20 protein-coding genes are annotated in these 18,670 nt (G+C 46.2%); 5 read left to right on the top strand and 15 right to left on the bottom strand.

The window, feature by feature from the left end:
- Positions 1–328, top strand: a 328-nt coding sequence (locus tag NDI48_03220; protein MEP0830213.1) for an IS4 family transposase, incomplete at its 5' end; no start/stop codon positions are given.
- 178 nt (positions 329–506) lie between these two features.
- Here NDI48_03220 and coaBC read toward each other — a convergent pair.
- The 6 genes from coaBC to NDI48_03250 form a co-directional block, all read right to left on the bottom strand.
- Positions 507–1,766: a bifunctional phosphopantothenoylcysteine decarboxylase/phosphopantothenate--cysteine ligase CoaBC gene (gene coaBC / locus NDI48_03225; GenBank protein MEP0830214.1), complete on the bottom strand. Its 1,260-nt coding sequence runs from the start codon at positions 1,764–1,766 to the stop codon at positions 507–509.
- Positions 1,756–1,974, bottom strand: a complete 219-nt coding sequence (locus NDI48_03230) for a DUF2555 domain-containing protein (GenBank protein MEP0830215.1) — start codon at positions 1,972–1,974, stop codon at positions 1,756–1,758. The genes coaBC and NDI48_03230 overlap by 11 nt, the downstream gene beginning before the upstream one ends.
- Positions 1,975–2,199: 225 nt before the next feature.
- Positions 2,200–2,826 (bottom strand): alpha/beta hydrolase, encoded by a 627-nt coding sequence (locus NDI48_03235; protein MEP0830216.1) that lies wholly within the window; start codon positions 2,824–2,826, stop codon positions 2,200–2,202.
- An 82-nt stretch (positions 2,827–2,908) separates the two neighbouring features.
- Positions 2,909–3,535, bottom strand: coding sequence for a Crp/Fnr family transcriptional regulator (locus NDI48_03240; GenBank protein MEP0830217.1), 627 nt, complete (start codon positions 3,533–3,535; stop codon positions 2,909–2,911).
- 139 nt (positions 3,536–3,674) lie between these two features.
- Positions 3,675–4,658: a CHAD domain-containing protein gene (locus NDI48_03245; protein ID MEP0830218.1), complete on the bottom strand. Its 984-nt coding sequence runs from the start codon at positions 4,656–4,658 to the stop codon at positions 3,675–3,677.
- A gap of 109 nt (positions 4,659–4,767) precedes the next feature.
- Entirely contained in the window at positions 4,768–5,481 is a 714-nt protein-coding gene (locus tag NDI48_03250; GenBank protein ID MEP0830219.1) for a hypothetical protein, read from the bottom strand.
- Positions 5,482–6,532: 1,051 nt separating this feature from the next.
- Between NDI48_03250 and NDI48_03255 the strand changes: the two genes are divergently transcribed.
- The gene (locus tag NDI48_03255; protein MEP0830220.1) at positions 6,533–7,600 is read left to right on the top strand and encodes a pentapeptide repeat-containing protein; all 1,068 of its coding nucleotides are present in this window, start codon (positions 6,533–6,535) and stop codon (positions 7,598–7,600) included.
- A 407-nt stretch (positions 7,601–8,007) separates the two neighbouring features.
- On the opposite strand, the gene NDI48_03260 is transcribed toward NDI48_03255, so the two are convergent.
- The 4 genes from NDI48_03260 to NDI48_03275 form a co-directional block, all read right to left on the bottom strand.
- The gene (locus NDI48_03260) at positions 8,008–8,193 is read right to left on the bottom strand and encodes a hypothetical protein (protein MEP0830221.1); all 186 of its coding nucleotides are present in this window, start codon (positions 8,191–8,193) and stop codon (positions 8,008–8,010) included.
- 576 nt (positions 8,194–8,769) lie between these two features.
- A complete protein-coding gene (locus NDI48_03265) occupies positions 8,770–8,982 on the bottom strand; it encodes a hypothetical protein (GenBank protein ID MEP0830222.1) in 213 nt (70 codons plus the stop codon).
- Positions 8,983–9,324: 342 nt separating this feature from the next.
- Positions 9,325–9,957, bottom strand: coding sequence for a response regulator transcription factor (locus NDI48_03270; GenBank protein ID MEP0830223.1), 633 nt, complete (start codon positions 9,955–9,957; stop codon positions 9,325–9,327).
- A 76-nt stretch (positions 9,958–10,033) separates the two neighbouring features.
- Positions 10,034–11,233 (bottom strand): sensor histidine kinase, encoded by a 1,200-nt coding sequence (locus tag NDI48_03275; GenBank protein MEP0830224.1) that lies wholly within the window; start codon positions 11,231–11,233, stop codon positions 10,034–10,036.
- A 185-nt stretch (positions 11,234–11,418) separates the two neighbouring features.
- Here NDI48_03275 and NDI48_03280 point away from each other — a divergent pair, with 185 nt between their 5' ends.
- The gene (locus NDI48_03280) at positions 11,419–11,910 is read left to right on the top strand and encodes a hypothetical protein (GenBank protein MEP0830225.1); all 492 of its coding nucleotides are present in this window, start codon (positions 11,419–11,421) and stop codon (positions 11,908–11,910) included.
- A 96-nt stretch (positions 11,911–12,006) separates the two neighbouring features.
- Here the strand turns inward: NDI48_03280 and NDI48_03285 are convergent, their stop codons facing one another.
- From NDI48_03285 to NDI48_03305, 5 genes are all read right to left on the bottom strand, one after another.
- Positions 12,007–12,198: a hypothetical protein gene (locus NDI48_03285; GenBank protein ID MEP0830226.1), complete on the bottom strand. Its 192-nt coding sequence runs from the start codon at positions 12,196–12,198 to the stop codon at positions 12,007–12,009.
- A gap of 353 nt (positions 12,199–12,551) precedes the next feature.
- The gene (locus NDI48_03290; GenBank protein MEP0830227.1) at positions 12,552–12,965 is read right to left on the bottom strand and encodes a heavy metal-responsive transcriptional regulator; all 414 of its coding nucleotides are present in this window, start codon (positions 12,963–12,965) and stop codon (positions 12,552–12,554) included.
- A 216-nt stretch (positions 12,966–13,181) separates the two neighbouring features.
- Entirely contained in the window at positions 13,182–13,745 is a 564-nt protein-coding gene (locus tag NDI48_03295) for a cupredoxin domain-containing protein (GenBank protein MEP0830228.1), read from the bottom strand.
- Between the two features lie 29 nt (positions 13,746–13,774).
- Positions 13,775–16,036 carry a heavy metal translocating P-type ATPase gene (locus NDI48_03300; protein ID MEP0830229.1) on the bottom strand — a complete coding sequence of 754 codons (2,262 nt, stop codon included), beginning with the start codon at positions 16,034–16,036 and terminating at the stop codon, positions 13,775–13,777.
- A gap of 94 nt (positions 16,037–16,130) precedes the next feature.
- Positions 16,131–16,328 carry a hypothetical protein gene (locus NDI48_03305; protein ID MEP0830230.1) on the bottom strand — a complete coding sequence of 66 codons (198 nt, stop codon included), beginning with the start codon at positions 16,326–16,328 and terminating at the stop codon, positions 16,131–16,133.
- 40 nt (positions 16,329–16,368) lie between these two features.
- Between NDI48_03305 and bioB the strand changes: the two genes are divergently transcribed.
- Together bioB and NDI48_03315 are read left to right on the top strand one after the other, a co-directional pair.
- Complete coding sequence (bioB, locus tag NDI48_03310; GenBank protein MEP0830231.1) at positions 16,369–17,310, top strand: biotin synthase BioB; 942 nt, start codon at positions 16,369–16,371, stop codon at positions 17,308–17,310.
- A gap of 326 nt (positions 17,311–17,636) precedes the next feature.
- On the top strand, positions 17,637–18,560 hold the full coding sequence (locus NDI48_03315; protein ID MEP0830232.1) for a putative selenate ABC transporter substrate-binding protein: 924 nt from the start codon (positions 17,637–17,639) through the stop codon (positions 18,558–18,560).
- The last annotated feature ends 110 nt before the right edge of the window (positions 18,561–18,670 follow it).

Here is an 18,670-nt window from a genome sequence, read left to right on the forward strand (position 1 = left end):
AGGCTATAACCTCGAAGGTTCACAAGCTTCATCAGATAGATTAGTCCGTTTAGTATTGTTAATTGCCCTCGCTATGTCTGCTGCTTGGTTGCAGGGTCAACACACCTCAACTGGAGGTCAATCTTCCTATATTTGTCGGCAAAAAGAAACCCACAGAACTCGCCGAAGACATAGCAACTTTTGGTATTGTTTGTATGGCTACAATTGGATAGCTGCTTTTCATGAGTGTCAAGATTGGGTGGAGGAATTAATCACTTCTGTTCGCAATAAGCAGGCATTTTATCAACGAGGGATAAGGGCGATAACGCTTATACAGGAAGCATTTTAGGGCGCTTGTCGCCCCCTGAACTATTTGGAATTACTGCTTTTCCGATAGGAGAGAATACCCAAGGTTCATACTTGGGGAGTGGTCGAATTGCCTTTCCCTAGGGGCAGTAAAAAAGGATGAAGTCTCAAAACTTTCTAATACTTCATCCTTGATAGTCTTTTGATTGGTTTTTGCTCTCTTACTCGCCTGGAATACTACTGACAAAATCAAACAAATGATGAGCGAGTTGCAATTTACTACAAGGTGAAATTTCTACCTGACGTCCCTGTTTATCGAGAAATATGGCTTGATTCGTATCGCTACCAAAACCACTGTTAGGTTTATCGATCGGATTAGCGGCGATCGCATCTAATTTCTTGTTCCGCAATTTCTCTAAGGCAGGCTTGACAATATCGCCAGTTTGTGCAGCAAATCCAATTAAGCGTTGATGCGGCTGTTTGCGGTGTCCCAACTCTGCCAAGATATCCGGCACAGGTTCTAAGCGTAAAGAATTGGGAAGTAATTTTTTCGGTAACTTCTCCGGGGCATATTCAGCGGGTTTTACATCTGCCACTGCTGCTGCCATCACAATCACATCTGCATCCGGGAAGCATTCCATCATCGCTTGTCCCATCTGGGCTGCACTCACCACCGCAATGGCTCGAATGCCTAACGGTACCTCCCAGGTGATGGGGGCGTGAACCAGGGTTACTGTGGCTCCTCGGTGCAATGCCGCTTGTGCCAACGCCAGCCCCATCTTACCCGTGGAAGGATTGCCAATGAAGCGAACCGGGTCAAGATATTCCTGGGTTCCGCCAGTGCTGATTAAAACTCGCTTGCCGACTAAATCGCGCTTACCGTTCGTATGCAGGAGCGATCGCACCGAGGCCAATATCTCATCGGGTTCTGCCATGCGTCCAGAACCCACGCGATCGCACGCCAACAATCCTGCCTCTGGCCCCACACGATGATATCGAGAGTCACTCAGCAATTGCTGCCAGTTTCGTTGCACCGACGGCTGTTCCCACATTTGGGTATTCATCGCCGGTGCCAACAGGACGGGACAACCAGAAGCGAGTACTGTATTCGTTAGCAAATTATCGGCTAAGCCATGGGCTAACTTGCCCAAAGTATTTGCCGTCAGGGGAGCAATCACAAACACCTCAGCCCATTCCCCTAACTCAATATGCACTGGGCGGGTGTGAGTGGGTTGCCAGAAAACTGAGTCTGTATAAGCTGGATGACGCGAAAGTGTGGTTAATGTTAAGGGAGTAATAAATTCTTGAGCCGATTGCGTGAGAATAACTCTCACGTCTACCCCTGATTTAAATAAGGTAGAAATCACCTGACAAACTTTATAGGCGGCGATGCCGCCGCCTACACCAACTAGAACTCGCCTGCCTTCCCAGCCTAGATTTTGGATTTGAGCTTTTGAAGTAGGGAGTGGCTCAGGCTTCATCGTAGCCTTCTAGATCGAGCAAGTAGAGATAGGGTTCGATTAGCTCTGGACGCTGAAATGCTAAGGCACGCAGTAAATGCCAATCGTCGAGTCCCTCAAAAGCATTCGTGTAATCATCCCGTTCTAAACGTCCAGCTAGCTCTGCAACGTCATCTGCCGTGAGAGCCATTAAATCGCGCTCCCGAATAGTTAAGGTTAAAGTTGCCATTGCTCACGCCTCCCTTGATTAGCCTCTATGTCCAATGCTAAATAGCTTTAACATCCGCTTATCCTATTATCCCTATTACTTGACAGGACTCGGTTGAAAACTACGAAGTATTAAGTGAAGGTGGTGTGAATTTTTAAGGCTGTCCTCACAAAAGTCAATCAAATCACCTTCGAGTTGGCTCGAAACTAAGCAGGAATGCGGTAACTGTTCTAGGTTTGGCGTGATTTAAGCTGGGGCGGAGCCAGTATTAACTAAAATAAACTCCCGCAGGATCTCCATGACATCGGGTCGAATTTCATGCCCCATCTCAAATTCTTTGTACTGCATGGGTGCCCCTAGGCTGAGTAAATAATCTCGTACTCTTTGAGCTGCTGTGATCGGCACAACCGTATCTTGTCTCCCATGCACAATTAAGACCGATGGTAAAGGAGGCTCAATATCTTGCGGTGTTCGATGCAGATAGCCGCTCATACAGATTAAACCCCCTAGCGGTAACATTAAGCCGACATCGAGGGTCATCGCGCCACCTTGGGAAAAGCCACTCAAAATCGTGGACTCCAGGGGAACGCCTGTCCTACTTTCTAAAGACTTGAGCCACTCTTCTAGCAGTTCTTGGCTGAGGGTTAAACCCTTATAATCTTCCCTGGCTAAGTCGTACCACATCTTGCCTCCGGCTACCTGAGGGTGAGAAAAAGGAGCATTAGGAAGCAGGAAGTGGTAATTGGGCAGGTTCAACATGGGCACGAGAGAAGCCAAATCTTGGGCGTTGGCTCCCCAGCCGTGTAAGATTACGATCAGTCCAGTGGGGGTCTGACCCGAAGCTGGGGGAATTGAAATAGCGTCGAGAGACAGAGCCTTACTCCTAAAGAATGCAACTCACTATTTGTAATAGATGTGAAGCTGATATTCTAAAGGATTTTTTCGTAAATGGCGCTCACCAATCCGCAATATTTTTGAAGCTGTCCGTCAGGATAATATGGCGATCGCGATCGATAGTAATTGCGCCTTCACGTTTCAGCTTGCTGAGGAGTCGTGTGACGGTTACTCGTGTGGTGCCGATAGCATTGGCTAAGTTCTGGTGAGTCAGACGCACTCTGAGACGAGTCCCTTCCGGCATCGGTTCACCCATTTCTTGCTTCATCAGCAAGAACAGTTGCTGCAAGCGTTCTTCAACCCGGCGCTGACCTGAAATCGCGAGCAACGCTTCTGTCTGCCGCATCCGACGTACCATCTGCGGTAAAACGATCTGAGACAGGCGTGCAGAAGCGTTGATTTCTGCTAAAGAAAACCAAATGAGATGAACATCAGACAGAGCTGTTGCTTGGTAAGAGTGCAGCAAGGAGAACCACTGACCAAAAAACATGGAAGGGTCTGCCCAACCCAGCCACACCTCTTCACCATTCAGGCATGGTGTACTTAACTGCACGAGTCCCTGGCACACCTGCCAGACACCCTGGGAAACGAGTGGGATGCCTTCGCCTTTGGCATAAAAATGTAAGCGGCGTCCTTCCCTTAACTCATTGTGTTCGAGTTCGAGAATTGCTCTGGTAGCTTGGGGCATGAGGTGCAACTCTTTTGGTGCTGTGTACAACTGGCGTAGATTGCCAGCCCTACTGTAAGCCACCCAGGTAAAGGCTGGGTAATCCCAAGATTAAGCACTTAGTCTGCCAGCCAGGGCAATTCCTCACTTGTCTTGAATCCTAAGGTGTTTTTGGAGCAACAGGTTTGAGCAAGGTCTGATGCAAATCTCTTCGGGTTTTGGGATTGAGATATCGCTGCTGTAAAGGCCGCCACTCCTGCCAAGCTTGGTAACGCGCTTCTGTGAACTGACTAGCCATCGTTGGCAGTTGAGCGATATTTCCTGAATCTAGGCTTGCTTTCAAAAATTCAGCTAATACGAAACTGTCTTGAATGTGCCCCAAAATGCTTTGGATATTTTTGATGTCTTTGACATAATCCTCATAAGTAGAGGGATAGAAGTCTGTAAAGAGTTCCATCTGATAGCGCACTCGCTTGGCTTGTTTCCGCAAGCTATGAAGACTATCTCCATGCGCGGTTAAAAGCTGCACCACGATTTCTGAATTCAGGCCGCTGGGAGCAGCAATCTCTCCATCCGTCAGCTTTACGCCGACGAGCCAAGCTGGATGAAGCAAAAATTGACTCACGAGGGGTAGGAGCAATTCTGGCAAAATCTCATCAATGGGAAATTCCGCAAATTCCCCATAACTCGGTTGGTTTAGCCAGTTTTGAAACCCCTGTTTGAGTTCCTCATAGCGTCCCTCTTTGAGAGTTGTTTGAACCAGCTCTAATGATTTTTGACGCTGCTTTTTGAGGGTTGCCAAAACTTTTTTGAGAGCGTCTTGTTCGGAGGGCGGTAGGGTCGGGAGGTACTGATTTTTCAGGGTGTCTTGCAGTACATCGATATCCCGTAACTCACCTAATTGTCGGGCAATTTTGGCAATTTTTTTCTCTTGAGCGGCTGTTGGGAGTGAGAGGGCGGGGGCAAAACCATGAACGGCTGTACGCAGACGGCGCATCCCGACGCGCATTTGATGTAAAGCTTCTGGGTCTTTGTCGGCGAGAACGTCGCTTTCGTATTTAAGCGTTTTTTGAAAGTGTTTTTCGATAGCTAGATACGCCCAATAACCTAATGTTTTTGGTGCTAACCCTGTAGTTTTTGTCATCGGCACAAGAGGCAGGCTTTCATGTGAACAAAATTGAAAGCCTTATTTCAGTAATTAAGTTTAAGCACTTCAGCTTAACATAAAGCTGAATATACGTTTGTGATATAGACTACTTGAGCCAAGAGGGTTGGGTAATGTCCATAGGACGGGCAACCCATAAGTCATAACGAGCTGAAGATATGCCCGAAGCTAGATGCTTTAAAAAGGGTTTTCCGGTCCAGATTTGACAACTACAAACCGTCTTTTGATTTTGCAGTTCAAACCCACCTAGAGTAGGGATAAGCTGCAAAAATTCAATATGCCAGTGTGCGGGTTCAACGGCAATATGAGAGGATTGAGAGTCTGTTTCATCAGAGTTGGAATGCCGAAAATCGTGCTTAATGGCCAGAGGCAGAAAGTCGATATCCAGCAAATAAGACTCGAATCCTTGCTGCTGAGCAAATTTGATCACATCTGGCCAGTCATGCATTGGGATTTGTTCACCATCACGGTGGCTGTCTTGAGTGAAGCAGAATCCTCCAAACAGCCAAATCAGTTGAGCGACGATGCTCTCTACACGGGGGAGATCACGAGCTAAGAGTTCCACATCTTCTGGTAAAAGCATACGACCGGGTACACACCACCAGTATTCCCAAAAGGTATCGGCATCAAAAAAAACAAGACGTTTGACGACTCCAGGAATGTGTTCTCGCCGCTGTATCTCCCGGATTTCTTGCACAGAAGCACTCCGATGATCAGGAATCGACAATTCCAAATTCTGCTCCAGGGGATGTGGGGGCGCAAGCAGTAGTTCCTCAGGAATCAAGGAATCAAAGTCAATCACAGGCTATCTCCTATGTCGCTAATAGAGTCCGTTCTTGGAGTTGAATAGCACAAAACGTTGAAAATGGTAACTGTAGCTTGCCGACGCTGACACGCAACCCTTATCTTTATAGAATAGGTTTTTTAGAATTGGCTTCTTGCCGTTCGAGGGCACATTCAATTGACCATGCCCACGATCTTTGCACTTAGAGTGCTTCTGTAGGATTGGAACGGATGAGTGCCAAACCTGGCGCTTTGTTTAAAGCACGTTATAGTTCTAAAGACAGATTATTCAGTAAGCACTAGCTAAACGGAACACAATCCTGATCCAACTGTATGACGCCGAGCCAAGACTTGGGAGCAGCAGTCAAGTCCACCGGGGCATTTAAGACAAGAGACTTTTCCAGTTTGATGCCGAGACCTGGCTGGAAGCAAAACCAGCTGTTCTGGGAAGGGTTTTTGTAGCGGTTGTGACAGCAGGCATTGGGTAAACCCAAATACAGACGGAAGTTCTTCTGTGATTCCGTCTGATCAAATTAGTGCAGGATATGAGGGAGGTGACATAAGCTGAGTCGCCTGAAAACAGCTTTCTTTGTTTCACAGAGGTTATGGACACCATCAATCATGACTCTATCGAGAGTCCCTATGGCTAGGGAAGATTTCCTGCGCTCAGCTTGAGATAACTCACTGATGTTCGAGCGGGAGATAACTCTTAGCCGTTGAGAGAGTGAAAAGGCTAGCTCTTAACTGAGCAAAAGTCTTTAAGTAAACTCTACTTTCTTAATAAAATCCTATTCGTTTTCCTCTGCTCTGATCATTTTTTCATTCATTGCATGGCTTGAGATTTTTAATTGAGCCATGAGTCAAAAACGATTGATAGTTCTTAGATTGCACAAAGAATCTAAAATCAACGTCTTGACACACTAATCTTCTTTTGGTCAAACATTACTCAATTACTCAACCTTAGTAAGTTCCAAGGAGTTATTAGCTAACCTTTGCCACCTGAGCGTTCTTTTAAGAAAATCAGGTCGAGCCTGGAGCTGATAAACAGCAAGGAAAATCAGGCAAAATTTATGAAAGCAAGCGAATTTTCAACTGAAAGCGAACTTTTGAGTCGGCACGAAACAGGAGAACGAAATTTTTCAGGTGCCAAACTCAGTGGAGTCGATTTAAGTGGCTCTAATCTCAATCGGATCAATCTCAGTTCAGCCCATCTGAATGGGGCTAATTTAACAAAGACTAAGCTAATTAGAGCGAATCTCAGCAATGCCGATTTGAGGGTAGCCAATTTCACAAAAGCACAACTCATTGAAACCACTCTCTCACGAGCAGACCTGACTCAGGCCATTTTGAGTGAAGCAGATTTGAGTGGAGCCATTTTATCGGGTGCATTGCTATCGGGAGCCGACTTGAAATGGGCTACTTTGATCGGTACCAGCCTGATTGGGGCCTTGATCAAAGGGGCAAAACTGACAAAAGTAAACTTGACTGGAGCAACATTAAGCCGAGCTATTCTCGTCCAAGCGGATTTGAAAAAGGCCATATTAAATCGAGCCATTCTTGGTGAAGCTGATTTGAGTGAAGCCAACCTGAGTGGAGCGAGTTTGATTCGGGCTTATTTGAATCGAGTGAACTTGCGTCGGGCTAATCTGGAAGAGGCTGATCTAAGTGAAGCCGATCTCAAAGGGGCGAATCTGAGTGGGGCGAATCTGAGTGGGGCGAATCTGAGTGGCGCTGATTTGCGGGAGGCCAATTTAAGCCATGCTGATTTGAGTGGCGCTGACTTGCAAGGAGCAAATCTAACGCGAGCGAACCTGGCTGAAGTGCTGCTGAAGAAGGCTAACTTACGAGGAGCAGAACTGAGTAAAGCCAACTTGCACAAAGCGAATTTGTCTAAAGCGAATTTGTCGGGTGCGAATCTGCTTGAGGCTAATTTGCTGGACGCCAACTTAAGCCAGGCCAATTTGCTGCGATCGGGTTTGTTACTCACTTATTTAACCAATGCTAATCTCAGTAGCACTAATCTGAATGAAGCCAATTTAATTGGAGCCAATTTAGAGGGAGCCAATTTAAGTGAAGCCTCCTTGGAAGGTGCAATCATGCCCAATGGTACAATCTATTGCCAAACTGACCGAGTATAGTTCCTGTTTCGGCTTAGGGCATAACCCAAAAGAAGTCTGTTAGGGGCATAAATGACCCGTAAGGTGGGCATGACCCACCTTACAAAAGACCGCATTATTTTTCCTGACGTAAAACTCAGATTTTGAACCTTAAAACCTACATTTTCCACTCGCCAAGTGTCACGTTACGTAATTTCTGGTAATGGCTAATGGCAAGATTTTTTGGGGATGCGTCACCTAAACATCTGCCTCCTTGTATAGCCAAAGGCACCGGAGCGACCGCCGGAGCTCATACGAGGACTTTAGTGAGGATGAGGAGGTATTGGAGTTCATACGAGGAGGCAGAAGGCAAATGGCAAAAGATTGACGGCTCAAGGTTTCAGTATTGGGTGAGAGTCAATCTTTTGCCTTGGCGACTGCTATAAAACTCAGGGACATCGCGCCGCGAAGTGAGATTCTTCTAGTAATTCTGAAAATTTTTGTGATAACCCTAGGGAGGACAAGGTTGCACTGTGCTGTAATTCTTCTTTCCTGGGTTGGCGAACAGGTATATTCTTACTGAGCCAATGCTGCTGACTTACTTGAGCGTCTTGCCAGTTAGCTAAGTCTGGCATTTCTTGGTGACAGTGGCTACAAAACCAGAAGCTTCTTTTGAAAGAAATATGTCTAAGTAAGGGTTGTGAACAACAAGGACATGAATGTTTTTTCAACATAATTATCTTTATTTCCTCTCATAAGTTAGAGGATATGCTCGTGGCTTTTATCAAAAAATCCTATTTCTATTCTTCCTTGTTTTTTGATAAAAATTAGTTTACTTTTTCAAAGATTGGTAAACAAATATTAATTCAAAAGATAAGTTAAAATCGGTAAAAAGTAAACGTAAAATTTAACAAAAAATTGGAGTCAATTCTTAATAAATTCGAGGACAGTGACTGACTCAAGTGGCTTCCTGTAAGGGGTAGAGGGCTGACTTCTTTTTTTACGCTACATTAGCTGTACTCATTAAGAAGGTATTGAATTGTTTCATTTTGTTCAAATTTGACCTAAATAAATAGATGATTGACCGCTCAATCTTTCAGAAGTAAAACATTAGCTTTCTGGAAAATCTTTTGACGGTTTCTAAATCCAACGATAAGTAGTGTCTTGCTATTTCTTAATGTAGCAGAACCTGCTATTTTATATTGATATTACTAGTCAAGGGATTCGACTACTCTGAGTAAGCCATGGCGCACACCGTAAAATACCCGATCAATCAGTGTCCGCTCTTGCTCATCAAGATCCTGTTGAGATACTAAAGCCCACCTGAGCATCTGCTGATCGGTATAAGTAACTCTTCGTTCCATCAAGATTTGGGCAACGCGCTCTTCGATGCTAATCGCAGAGCAAAAGAGTTGGGCTGACATATTATCTTTACCAAAGGGATTTTGTATGTAACTAATATGAACTTTTTAGCAAGATTTCACTGTGATCCCTAAGAGAGATAAAGTGTGACTCGGAAATACATCCTTTTGTGATATCTGTCACAGAGTTGCTTAAGAAAATGAAGGGAAGAGACTGGAGATGAGGAAGGTCGTGGAAGACTGGGGCCGGAGTTCATACGGGGATGGGACAAACACCTACAAAAAACGGGTGGATGATTTTCTGTGAGTCTGCACTAAGCTGCTCGTTATTTAGTGTTACAGGGCAATCTAAGGCAGCAAATGGTTTCAGGCGCTTGCATTATCACACTTTAGATGCGCGTCAGCTTAGTGCAAAAAGGAGTGAGCTAAAATGGCGGCCTGGGTGCGATCGCGCAAACCTAACTGATTGAGAATACGTGTCACATGATTTTTCACGGTTCCTTCGGAAATGTAGAGTGATTCTGCAATCTCGCGGTTACTAGCACCGGCGGCAATTAGCTTTAAGACTTCCTTTTCTCTCGGCGTTAACTGTTCCCAACCGGCTGGAGGACTAGTAGGAGGAGCAGGAACTTTTTGCATCGCCTTTTCAAACAATCCTGGCCCCAGTTGGGTGTAACCTTTGTAAACGGCTCGAATCGCTGCCGCTAACTCTTCAGAAGGAGTGTCTTTGAGCAAATAGCCTTTTGCCCCATAGTGCAGCGCCTGTGCGACATATTGCTCATCATCAAACGTGGTTAGCACTAAGACTTTTGTGTCAGTAAAGCGTTGACCAATTTCTCGCGTGACAGCAACTCCATCCATCACAGGCATCCGAATATCCAGGAGCAAGACATCTGGGTTTAAGGTTTCGACGAGCGCGATCGCACTTTGCCCGTTCTCTGCTTCTCCCACGACTTCTAAATCCGGCTCTAGTTCTAATAATGCTCTCAATCCTTGACGAATTAAACTCTGGTCATCTACAAGCAATATCCGAATCATGTTCATGAGTCAGTCGTCATTAATGGGTCAGGCAGCAGGGCTAACATAGCGCTATCGAGGATGAATTTTTTCTCTTTTATAGCTGGGGTAAGGGAAAATGAGCGCTAATTCGGCATCCAGCGCCGGGTTGACTATCAATCAGTAACTGACCCCCCAAGGCCAGAGTGCGTTCCCGCATACCTTGCAAGCCAAAACCCGTTGTATTGGTTTCGACATTAAATCCTCTGCCATTATCCTGAATGATTAAGTCCAGCTCGTCTGTGGTGGCTTTTAGCTGAATTTTGACTTCGCTTGCGCCTGCATATTTACAAATATTTGTCAATGATTCTTGGACAATTCGATAGACAGCCGTGTGCAGCTCAGCCGGGAGGGGACGGGCTACAAGCAGGCTACAACTGGCAGAGATACCCGTTGAGCGCTGAAGTTCTTCTGCTAAATAGGCGATCGCGTCTTCGAGGGGACGCCCTTGCACCGGGTCGGAGCGCATGGTAGAGACGGATTGTCGTACCTCTTGAAGCGATTGAGAACCGAGTTCTTTCGCCCGTGCCAAAAAGGTTTTTGCCTTGTCAGGATTGGATTGCCAAAGCTTCACGGCGGTTTCGAGCTGAATATTGAGGGCGGTTAGGGAGTGCCCTAAGGAATCATGAATGTCACGAGCAATGCGGTTCCGTTCTTGCAGGATCGCTTGGTTTTCAATGCGTAGGGCGTACTGTCGCAGTTTTTCATTGGCGATCGCTAGTTTTTCTCGGCTCTGACGCTCGGCAACCATTGAATTCATCGATAGTAAGACAAACACGAAGGTCAATCCAAATAAGAGCGCATACCCGAGAATAAAAAACTGCAATCGCTCCTGTAAAAGGGGTGAGGTGGGTATGCGTTGAAAGCGGCGGAGTAAGGTTAGCAAAAACAAAGAAAATGATAAACCTGTCACCCCCAAACGACCGGGCAGTTGAAAAATTAAGCAACTGCGAGTCACCACAATTAGGTAGAGTAAAGGAAAAAGTCGGACTGTTCTACCACCCGTAATTGACGTGAGTAAAATCAGGAAAACTTCTACAAGTGTGTAGAGAATCTTGTAACGTTGCTGACCCGTGGGTAATCTCAATCCCATCAACCCAAAGCCAATAATCAATGAAACGGTGAGTTCGGGTAAGCGGAAAAATCGTTGATGAGGCGAGGGAATCAGTTCAGTAAAAATAGCAACGAATAGCAGCATCCACTCTAGGTAGAGCAGAAACCGAAAGGGATGATTTTGGACTTGGATGGGGCGGCTCACAGGAATAGGTTAAAGACCTAACCCTACGTTAAATTGTCTGAGGATAAAACGGCTCGTCACTTTCTTCCCCAAGTTGTTTATGACAAAAGTCATGCTGGAATTCATGACTTTCTCCTCATGTGCTTCAAGTGTGCGAATTCCTATGATGAGGGCATCAAACTCAAGCGATACTCAACGAGGCCACAATGAAAATCAAACTGATGCCAATGCTAGCGGGAGTGCTTGTTCTTGGTGCTGTTGCAGCTCCCTTCGCTGTCAACGCCCAAGCTAACCCATCCGTGAAGCTATTAATGGCGCAAGCTCAACGCCAAGGTAAAGAAGGTAAATGGGCGAAGCTCAATCTAACCGATGCCCAAAAAGAGCAAATGCGTCAAATCAAGGAAGAGACTCGCGCCCAGATTCAAGAAGTCCTCACCCCAGAGCAACGCGCACAGATGGAAACGATGAAGCAAAACCGTCAAGGGCAAAACGGTCAAGAGCAAGCTCGTCAAGGACGGCGCGGGGGTAAGATGGCAGCCCTGAATCTGACAGCAGAGCAGGAAGCCAGCATCAAACAGATTATGGAATCACAAAAAGCCCGCATGGAGCAGGTTCTGACGCCTGAGCAGCGGCAACAAATGGAGCAAATGCGCTCCCAGTGGCAGCAACAACGGCAACAGCGTCTACAGGGTAACTAGTAATCAGGTAATGGCATCAACTTGATTCAAGGGGGCAACTATAGGTTAGTTAACCTACGGTTGCCCCAACCCAAACATAGTATGTGGGTGTTGCCGTCAAAAAGAAAATGAATAGCCAGTAACCAAACGCACCTCGCTACGTTCACCGTTGCCAGTCGCCAAGTTGCCTTTTAGACCAATATCGATAACACTCTGATAGCCTACCTGCTGGCGCAGTCCCACTCCAGCCGACACGATCGCTCCGTCTCCCTTTTCCTCACCAACACGCGCCCCCACTTCTGCTACCAAGGTACGGTCAAGGGACGGTTCGCATCAATTGGGTAACTAAACGGCTAATCACAGGTTACTTTAAACCGCCAGAAGGCTGGCCCCAAAAAAGTCCAATCTTGAGGAGTTCCCTCACTAGCTACCGCGTGCTTTGGTTATGTCACAAATATTTGGCCCCAAAATCTCGTGAGTATATCGATCAGGCTCAAAGCAGCAAAAGTGTTTATCACATTCGCTCGATTAAACATATTTCACAATTTATTAAATTAATGGAAAATGAAACTAACTTTAAAGATGGTGCATCAGCCTAACCATGTTGGATAGCATCCCCTCTTGATTAGGTTATATAGTAAGTTTAAAAGAAATCTAATTGCTTAAATTCCTTGAATAATTGGACAAATGGTTGCTTCCAGTGTTTCTGGTATGGTTTCCCATCCCGAAAGTAATCCGACTAACTCCAGCTTCAAAACCTGTAACTGTTGGATTTGGCGATCGATTTCGTCAATTTTATCGTTCAGCTTCACCTTAATGCGATCGCAAGGTAAGTCACCTTGGTCGTGAACAGCCAGAAATTCCTTGATTTCTGACAAACTCAATCCTAGACTCTGGGCACGTTTGATAAAACTTAAACGCGCAAAAACATCGGAGTTGAATAATCTAAATCCACCCTCCGTTCTTCCCGATGACTTCAGTAAACCTAGTTCCTCATAGTAGCGAATCGTTTTAATGGGGACGCCACTTTCCTTGGCGACTGAACCAATTTGTTTTAGTGTTTCTTGGGCTAACATCCTTAACGACTCTCATCCTCAATTTAATTTCTAAGTTTATCCTAAATTATCCAGTGGGCTGGAGAGACAAGAGGGTAGGCCATATCGAATAAAGCTACCGAAGGTACAAACAGCGCCCAGTATTTGAGAAATGATGAGTATTGCACACGAATGTATTTCTTTGCTAGCAACCAATCGCGGCAATCTGCTTATACTGGGCGCTTCCTTTTACCTCACTCACGCTGGGATTTGGGCGAAGAAGTTCTCTTTACTCGAACTATTGGATGCCTGTACTTCTAGGGCACCGCGAAACATATTCATACCGCAGGTAAAAACATAATCTCCTGCTTGTTCAGGCATGAACTCCACAGCCGTCACTTCATTAAGCGGTAAATGAACTGCGATGTGAAAATCGGGAATGAGTACCTGTTCCAAACAACTGCTTTTATCTTTACGGAAGAAGTTCAGCCGCACAAGTTGACCGGCTTGCACGACAATGCGACTCGGTTCATAACCGCCATCAACATTAACCGTCACTTCTTGAATTCCTCCACCTGCTAATTCAGCTTTCTGAGACTTCGGCTTACTCAGCAAGAACCACCAGAGTTCTAAACCAATTAATCCCAATCCACCCAGACTCACCGCAATTTTGTTGATTAAGGGTTGTTCGATATGTTGGAATTGAGTAGTTTTGGGAGTGGAGTGTTCAGTTGGCATTTCGGCGGCAATCGTCCCGGAAATTACCCCTAACAGAAATCCAAATCCTGCTAATGCCCCGAAAAACGTAACTTTCTTAAACATCGTTATTTCTCCTTTAATGAATGATGCACTTAACCCAGAATTTTGGGTTGAAAATTACGCAGACGCAGCGCATTTGCAACCACTGAAACCGAACTAAACGCCATTGCTGCACCTGCAATAATGGGACTTAAGAGCCAACCAAAGATAGGGAAGAGAATGCCAGCGGCGATTGGTATTCCTGCCACGTTGTAGATGAAGGCAAAGAACAAATTTTGTTTGATGTTTCGCATCGTGGCGCGAGACAGTTGAATCGCGGTAACAATGCCTTGTAAATCACCAGAAATCAGGGTAATATCACTAGCAGCGATCGCAACATCGGTTCCTGTTCCAATTGCCATACCAACATCGGCTTGTGCTAAAGCGGGTGCGTCATTAATACCATCCCCCACCATTGCTACGATCTTCCTTTCAGACTGAAGTGTCTCAACCGTTGCAGCTTTTTGCTCAGGACGAACTTCAGCAAAGACTCGTTTAATCCCAACCTCACGCGCAATTACGTTAGCAGTGCGGCTGTTGTCTCCAGTCAACATAACTACGGACAATCCCATGCGTTGTAAAGTACGAATGGCACTGACAGAAGAGGGTTTCACCGCATCGGCAATACCCATAATTGCTTGAATTTTGCCATTAACTGCCATCCAAATCACGGTTTTACCGAGATATTCCAGCTGCTCCCAAGGCGTTGGCAAAGCGCTTGTATCAATACCCAATTCAGTCATCCAACGGCGCGTCCCAATTTGTACGAATTGATTGGATACATATCCTTGTACACCGCTACCTGCTATTGCTTGAAATTCTTGGGTATCAGTTAATTCCACACCTTGGGATTGGGCATACTGCACTACCGCTTCAGCCAAGGGATGTTCTGAATTCCGCTCAACAGATGCTGCTAAGCACAAAAGTTGGAGTTCATTACGATTTGCCGTACCATTGACCGTCACAAAATCGGTGACAGTCGGCTTGCCTTGTGTAATGGTGCCCGTTTTGTCGAGGACAATGGTTTGCAATTGGTGTGCAAGTTCCAGACTTTCTGCACCTTTAATCAGGATGCCATTTTCTGCCCCTTTACCGGTACCCACCATGATGGAGGTTGGTGTGGCTAAACCTAGCGCACAAGGACAAGCAATAATTAAAACGCCCACGGTTGTGATTAACGCCATCGTGACATTCCCCATGATGTTGTACCAAATAATGAAAGTAGCGATCGCAATGGCAATCACGGCAGGTACAAACCATCCCGTTACTCGGTCTGCTAATCGTTGAATGGGTGCTTTAGAGCCTTGAGCTTGCTGGACTAGCTTCACAATTTGAGCCAGGAATGTATCTTTCCCAACTCGTGTGGCTTGGAACTTGAAGCTTCCAGTTTTGTTAATCGTAGCCCCAATGACTTCATCACCAGGCTGTTTTTTCACAGGCGCACTTTCGCCCGTCACCATTGCTTCATCAATCGTTGAGGAGCCATCAACAATTTTTCCATCCACCGGAATCTTTTCGCCAGGACGAACCAGAATCACATCTCCCACCACCACTTCAGCAATGGGAATGTCTACCTCTCTACCCTGGCGAATAATGCGAGCCGTTTTGGCTTGCAATCCCACAAGAGAGCGAATGGCTTGTGAGGTTTGTCCCTTGGCGCGATTCTCCAACAATCGTCCCAACAAAATCAGAGTGACGATGACTGTAGCTGCTTCGTAGTAGACATCAGCGCGTAATCCTCTACTTGTGAAATATTCAGCAAAGAACGTAGGAAAAAGAGAATAAAGATAGGCCGCACCGGTACCAATCGTTACCAATGTATCCATCGTTGCCGTGTGGCGTTTGAGAGCTTTCCAGGCATTAATAAAGAAAGATGCTCCACACCAAAACAATACTGGTGTTGTCAGCACTAACTGAAACAGGGGATTGTGCAGCCACGTTGGGAGCAAGGACAGACTCATTCCCGTCATCATCGGTAGTGAGCCAACAACTAGTAGTAGGCTGATGATGCCAGCGACCCAAAGCTTACGTGCCAAGGCACGCGATTCTGTTAGACGAGTTGCTTTTTCAGTATCATCGTCCCCACTCAAAAAGTCTTGTTCTTGGAGGGGATGAGCAGAGTATCCGGCTGCATCGACGGCATTCTGAATTTCCTCCAAATTAGTTGTTTGCGGGTCATAGATAACAGTGGCTTGTTCTGCACCAAAATTTACATAACATTCGTTGACACCGGGCACTGAACGAATAGCCTCTTCGATACTGTTGGCACAGGAGGCACAACCCATCCCTCGGAGTTTGAGCGTTGCGTTATCCATCGCGTCTCTCCTTATTTAAGACATCAATTTCTCAGCAAGGGTCTATCCCCTTTGCCTCTAAAAACTATGTTGCATTCTCCAGCCGACTGGAGAATCAAGAGGGAAATCGAAAATTTTGCTTAAGGAGAAAAGCGATCGCACTTTGGCGCTGACCGTGGTAGTCTAAGATGCCTTTGATGGGTGAAGCTGATGCTGTTGACAACCTCAACCATCGGATTGACGGGTTGTCGGGAAGGATCGAATCGCTTTTAGAGTTCAGGGCTATCGGGCTGGTAATCTTGACTAGGAGCATAAAAGTCGCTTCCAATTGACCCCCAGCTTAGATGTGTACCATGTCCGCAACGCGCGATCGCATCACGCAAATCTACCACCAGCCCCTACCCGACTTACTCTTCGAGGCTCAGCGCACCCACCGGGAACACCACGACCCCAACGCCGTTCAGCTTTGCACCCTCTGCAACATCAAAACCGGTGCCTGTCCCGAAGACTGCGCCTACTGCTCCCAGAGTGTTCGCAACAAAACAGGACTCATCCCGCAAGAATTGATGAGTGTTGAGGCGGTAGTCGCTGAGGCACAAGCCGCGAAAGCCAATGGTTCTACACGGTTTTGCATGGGTGCCGCTTGGCGAGAAGTCAAAGATGGCCCCCAGTTCGAGCGCGTTCTGGACATGGTGCGTCAAGTCGCCGCTCTCGACATGGAAGTTTGTTGTACTCTCGGTATGCTTAAGCCTCACCAAGCTGAACGTCTCAAAGCGGCTGGCTTAAAGGCTTACAATCACAACCTGGATACCTCGCCCTCCTACTACGATCAAATCATCACGACGCGCACCTATAAAGACCGCCTAGAAACGATCCAAGCGGTCAGTGCGGCTGGCATTTCCGTCTGCTGTGGTGGCATTCTAGGGATGGGAGAATCCCTGCAAGACCGCCTTGATTTACTCGAAGCCCTTGGTAGACTCGATCCGGTTCCAGAGTCCATTCCGATTAACTGCTTGATTCCGGTCAAAGGCACTCCCTTAGAAGATGCCCCACCCATCGATTCGATTGAACTAGTACGAACGATCGCAACGACTCGCATCTTATTTCCTAAAGCTATGGTGCGTCTTTCTGCCGGTCGGGTGCAGATGAGTGACGAATTGCAAGCTCTATGTATGCTTGCCGGTGCTAACTCGATCTTTACCGGCCCTGTCTTGCTGACGGCACCCAACCCAACTCGCTCTCACGATGAACAGATGTTAGAACGACTGGGTATGATTCCCAAACCTCTTGCATAGTCAATTGATTGTTGACACTCCCACTGCCTTTAAGCCCTGGGAGTGTCAAATTCCACCCTGAAAAGACGTGGGTTTTACAAAAAAGGCAGAGGGAAGATGGCAAAAGGAAGAAGGGAATAAAGACTTTAGTCGTGGGTTTAAAGCAAAGGAAAAGGAAAAAAGTTTGATTCAAGAGAGGAATATCATCTGTTGAATCAAACGTCTTTTGCCAATCCCACGCTTTTCTACCGTGGGTACATAATAGCCTTCTGCCTTCCCTATAAGAGCCTTCTGAGGGGCTTCTATAAAGTCTTAAACAGCGAGTAAAAAGGAGTGCAAATACTCGGATGAAAAATGTTCTGTTGTCGGGTTTGTTGCTGTTGTTGCTACCTTTAGCCGCTTGCTCACCGCAAACAAGCGGAACTTCAGGGACAACAGGCACCCATGAGGCAAAAACAAAAACCCTCTCCATGAGTGCCATTCCCGACCAAGACCCGCAGAAGTTGCAGCGCAAGTATGATAAGTTAGCCACCTACCTGGAGCAAGAACTGGGTGTACCCGTGAAATATAAGCCTGTGACCGACTACAGCGCGGCGGTAACGGCGTTTAAGGTGGGGGATTTGGAGTTAGTTTGGTTTGGGGGATTGACCGGGGTTCAGGCGCGCTTGCAGGTACCAGGTGCAGAAGCGATCGCACAACGTGATGTAGACGAGCAATTCCACAGCTTGTTCATTGCTAATAAAAAGAGTGGACTAAAACCGTTTAAAGATATATCGGGACTAAAACAGCTCAAAGGCCATACCTTCACTTTTGGGAGTGATTCCTCGACATCTGGGCGTTTGATGCCTCAATACTTTCTCCAACAAGCTGGACTTAAGTTAGAAGATTTTAAGGGTCAAGCTGGTTTTTCGGGCGACCATGATAAGACCATTAAACTGGTTGAATCAGGTACCTATGACGTGGGTGCTGTAAATGAAAAAGTCTGGGAAAAACGAACTCAATCCAAAGAAGTAGACCTGAACAAAGTAGAAGTCCTTTGGCGAACGCCAGCTTACTATGATTATCACTGGGTGATTCATCCAAGTGTCAAAAAAAAATACGGCGAGGATTTTGCTAAGAAAGTGCAGAATGCCTTCTTCAAACTAGACCCAAAGGTACCAGAACACCAAGAAATTCTTGACCTCTTAGAAGCTAAAAAATTTATTCCCAGCCAAAATTCAAATTATGGTCAAATTGAGGCCGTTGGTCGGAAAATTGGCAAGATTAAGTAAGGGCTAAGGCACTGATCTAGGGTGCATCCCAAAGTTGCATAAATAGTTTTGAAAAGGGGCAAGAAAGACAAGGGGGACAAGGGGGATTGTACTGAGACCAAAAAAGATAT

Origin of the sequence: Microcoleus sp. AS-A8, from assembly GCA_039962225.1 — a bacterium.
Lineage (GTDB): Bacteria > Cyanobacteriota > Cyanobacteriia > Cyanobacteriales > Coleofasciculaceae > Allocoleopsis.

What these genes read in the sequence shown, in the direction of transcription:
- coaBC (MEP0830214.1), bottom strand. Translation starts at nt 1,766, where the DNA reads ATGAAGCCTGAGCCACTCCCTACTTCAAAAGCTCAAATCCAAAATCTA.
- NDI48_03230 (MEP0830215.1), bottom strand. Translation starts at nt 1,974, where the DNA reads ATGGCAACTTTAACCTTAACTATTCGGGAGCGCGATTTAATGGCTCTC.
- NDI48_03240 (MEP0830217.1), bottom strand. Translation starts at nt 3,535, where the DNA reads ATGCCCCAAGCTACCAGAGCAATTCTCGAACTCGAACACAATGAGTTA.
- NDI48_03245 (MEP0830218.1), bottom strand. Translation starts at nt 4,658, where the DNA reads ATGACAAAAACTACAGGGTTAGCACCAAAAACATTAGGTTATTGGGCG.
- NDI48_03255 (MEP0830220.1), top strand. Translation starts at nt 6,533, where the DNA reads ATGAAAGCAAGCGAATTTTCAACTGAAAGCGAACTTTTGAGTCGGCAC.
- NDI48_03260 (MEP0830221.1), bottom strand. Translation starts at nt 8,193, where the DNA reads ATGCCAGACTTAGCTAACTGGCAAGACGCTCAAGTAAGTCAGCAGCAT.
- NDI48_03265 (MEP0830222.1), bottom strand. Translation starts at nt 8,982, where the DNA reads ATGTCAGCCCAACTCTTTTGCTCTGCGATTAGCATCGAAGAGCGCGTT.
- NDI48_03270 (MEP0830223.1), bottom strand. Translation starts at nt 9,957, where the DNA reads ATGATTCGGATATTGCTTGTAGATGACCAGAGTTTAATTCGTCAAGGA.
- NDI48_03280 (MEP0830225.1), top strand. Translation starts at nt 11,419, where the DNA reads ATGAAAATCAAACTGATGCCAATGCTAGCGGGAGTGCTTGTTCTTGGT.
- NDI48_03290 (MEP0830227.1), bottom strand. Translation starts at nt 12,965, where the DNA reads ATGTTAGCCCAAGAAACACTAAAACAAATTGGTTCAGTCGCCAAGGAA.
- NDI48_03295 (MEP0830228.1), bottom strand. Translation starts at nt 13,745, where the DNA reads ATGTTTAAGAAAGTTACGTTTTTCGGGGCATTAGCAGGATTTGGATTT.
- NDI48_03300 (MEP0830229.1), bottom strand. Translation starts at nt 16,036, where the DNA reads ATGGATAACGCAACGCTCAAACTCCGAGGGATGGGTTGTGCCTCCTGT.
- NDI48_03305 (MEP0830230.1), bottom strand. Translation starts at nt 16,328, where the DNA reads ATGCTCCTAGTCAAGATTACCAGCCCGATAGCCCTGAACTCTAAAAGC.
- bioB (MEP0830231.1), top strand. Translation starts at nt 16,369, where the DNA reads ATGTCCGCAACGCGCGATCGCATCACGCAAATCTACCACCAGCCCCTA.
- NDI48_03315 (MEP0830232.1), top strand. Translation starts at nt 17,637, where the DNA reads ATGAAAAATGTTCTGTTGTCGGGTTTGTTGCTGTTGTTGCTACCTTTA.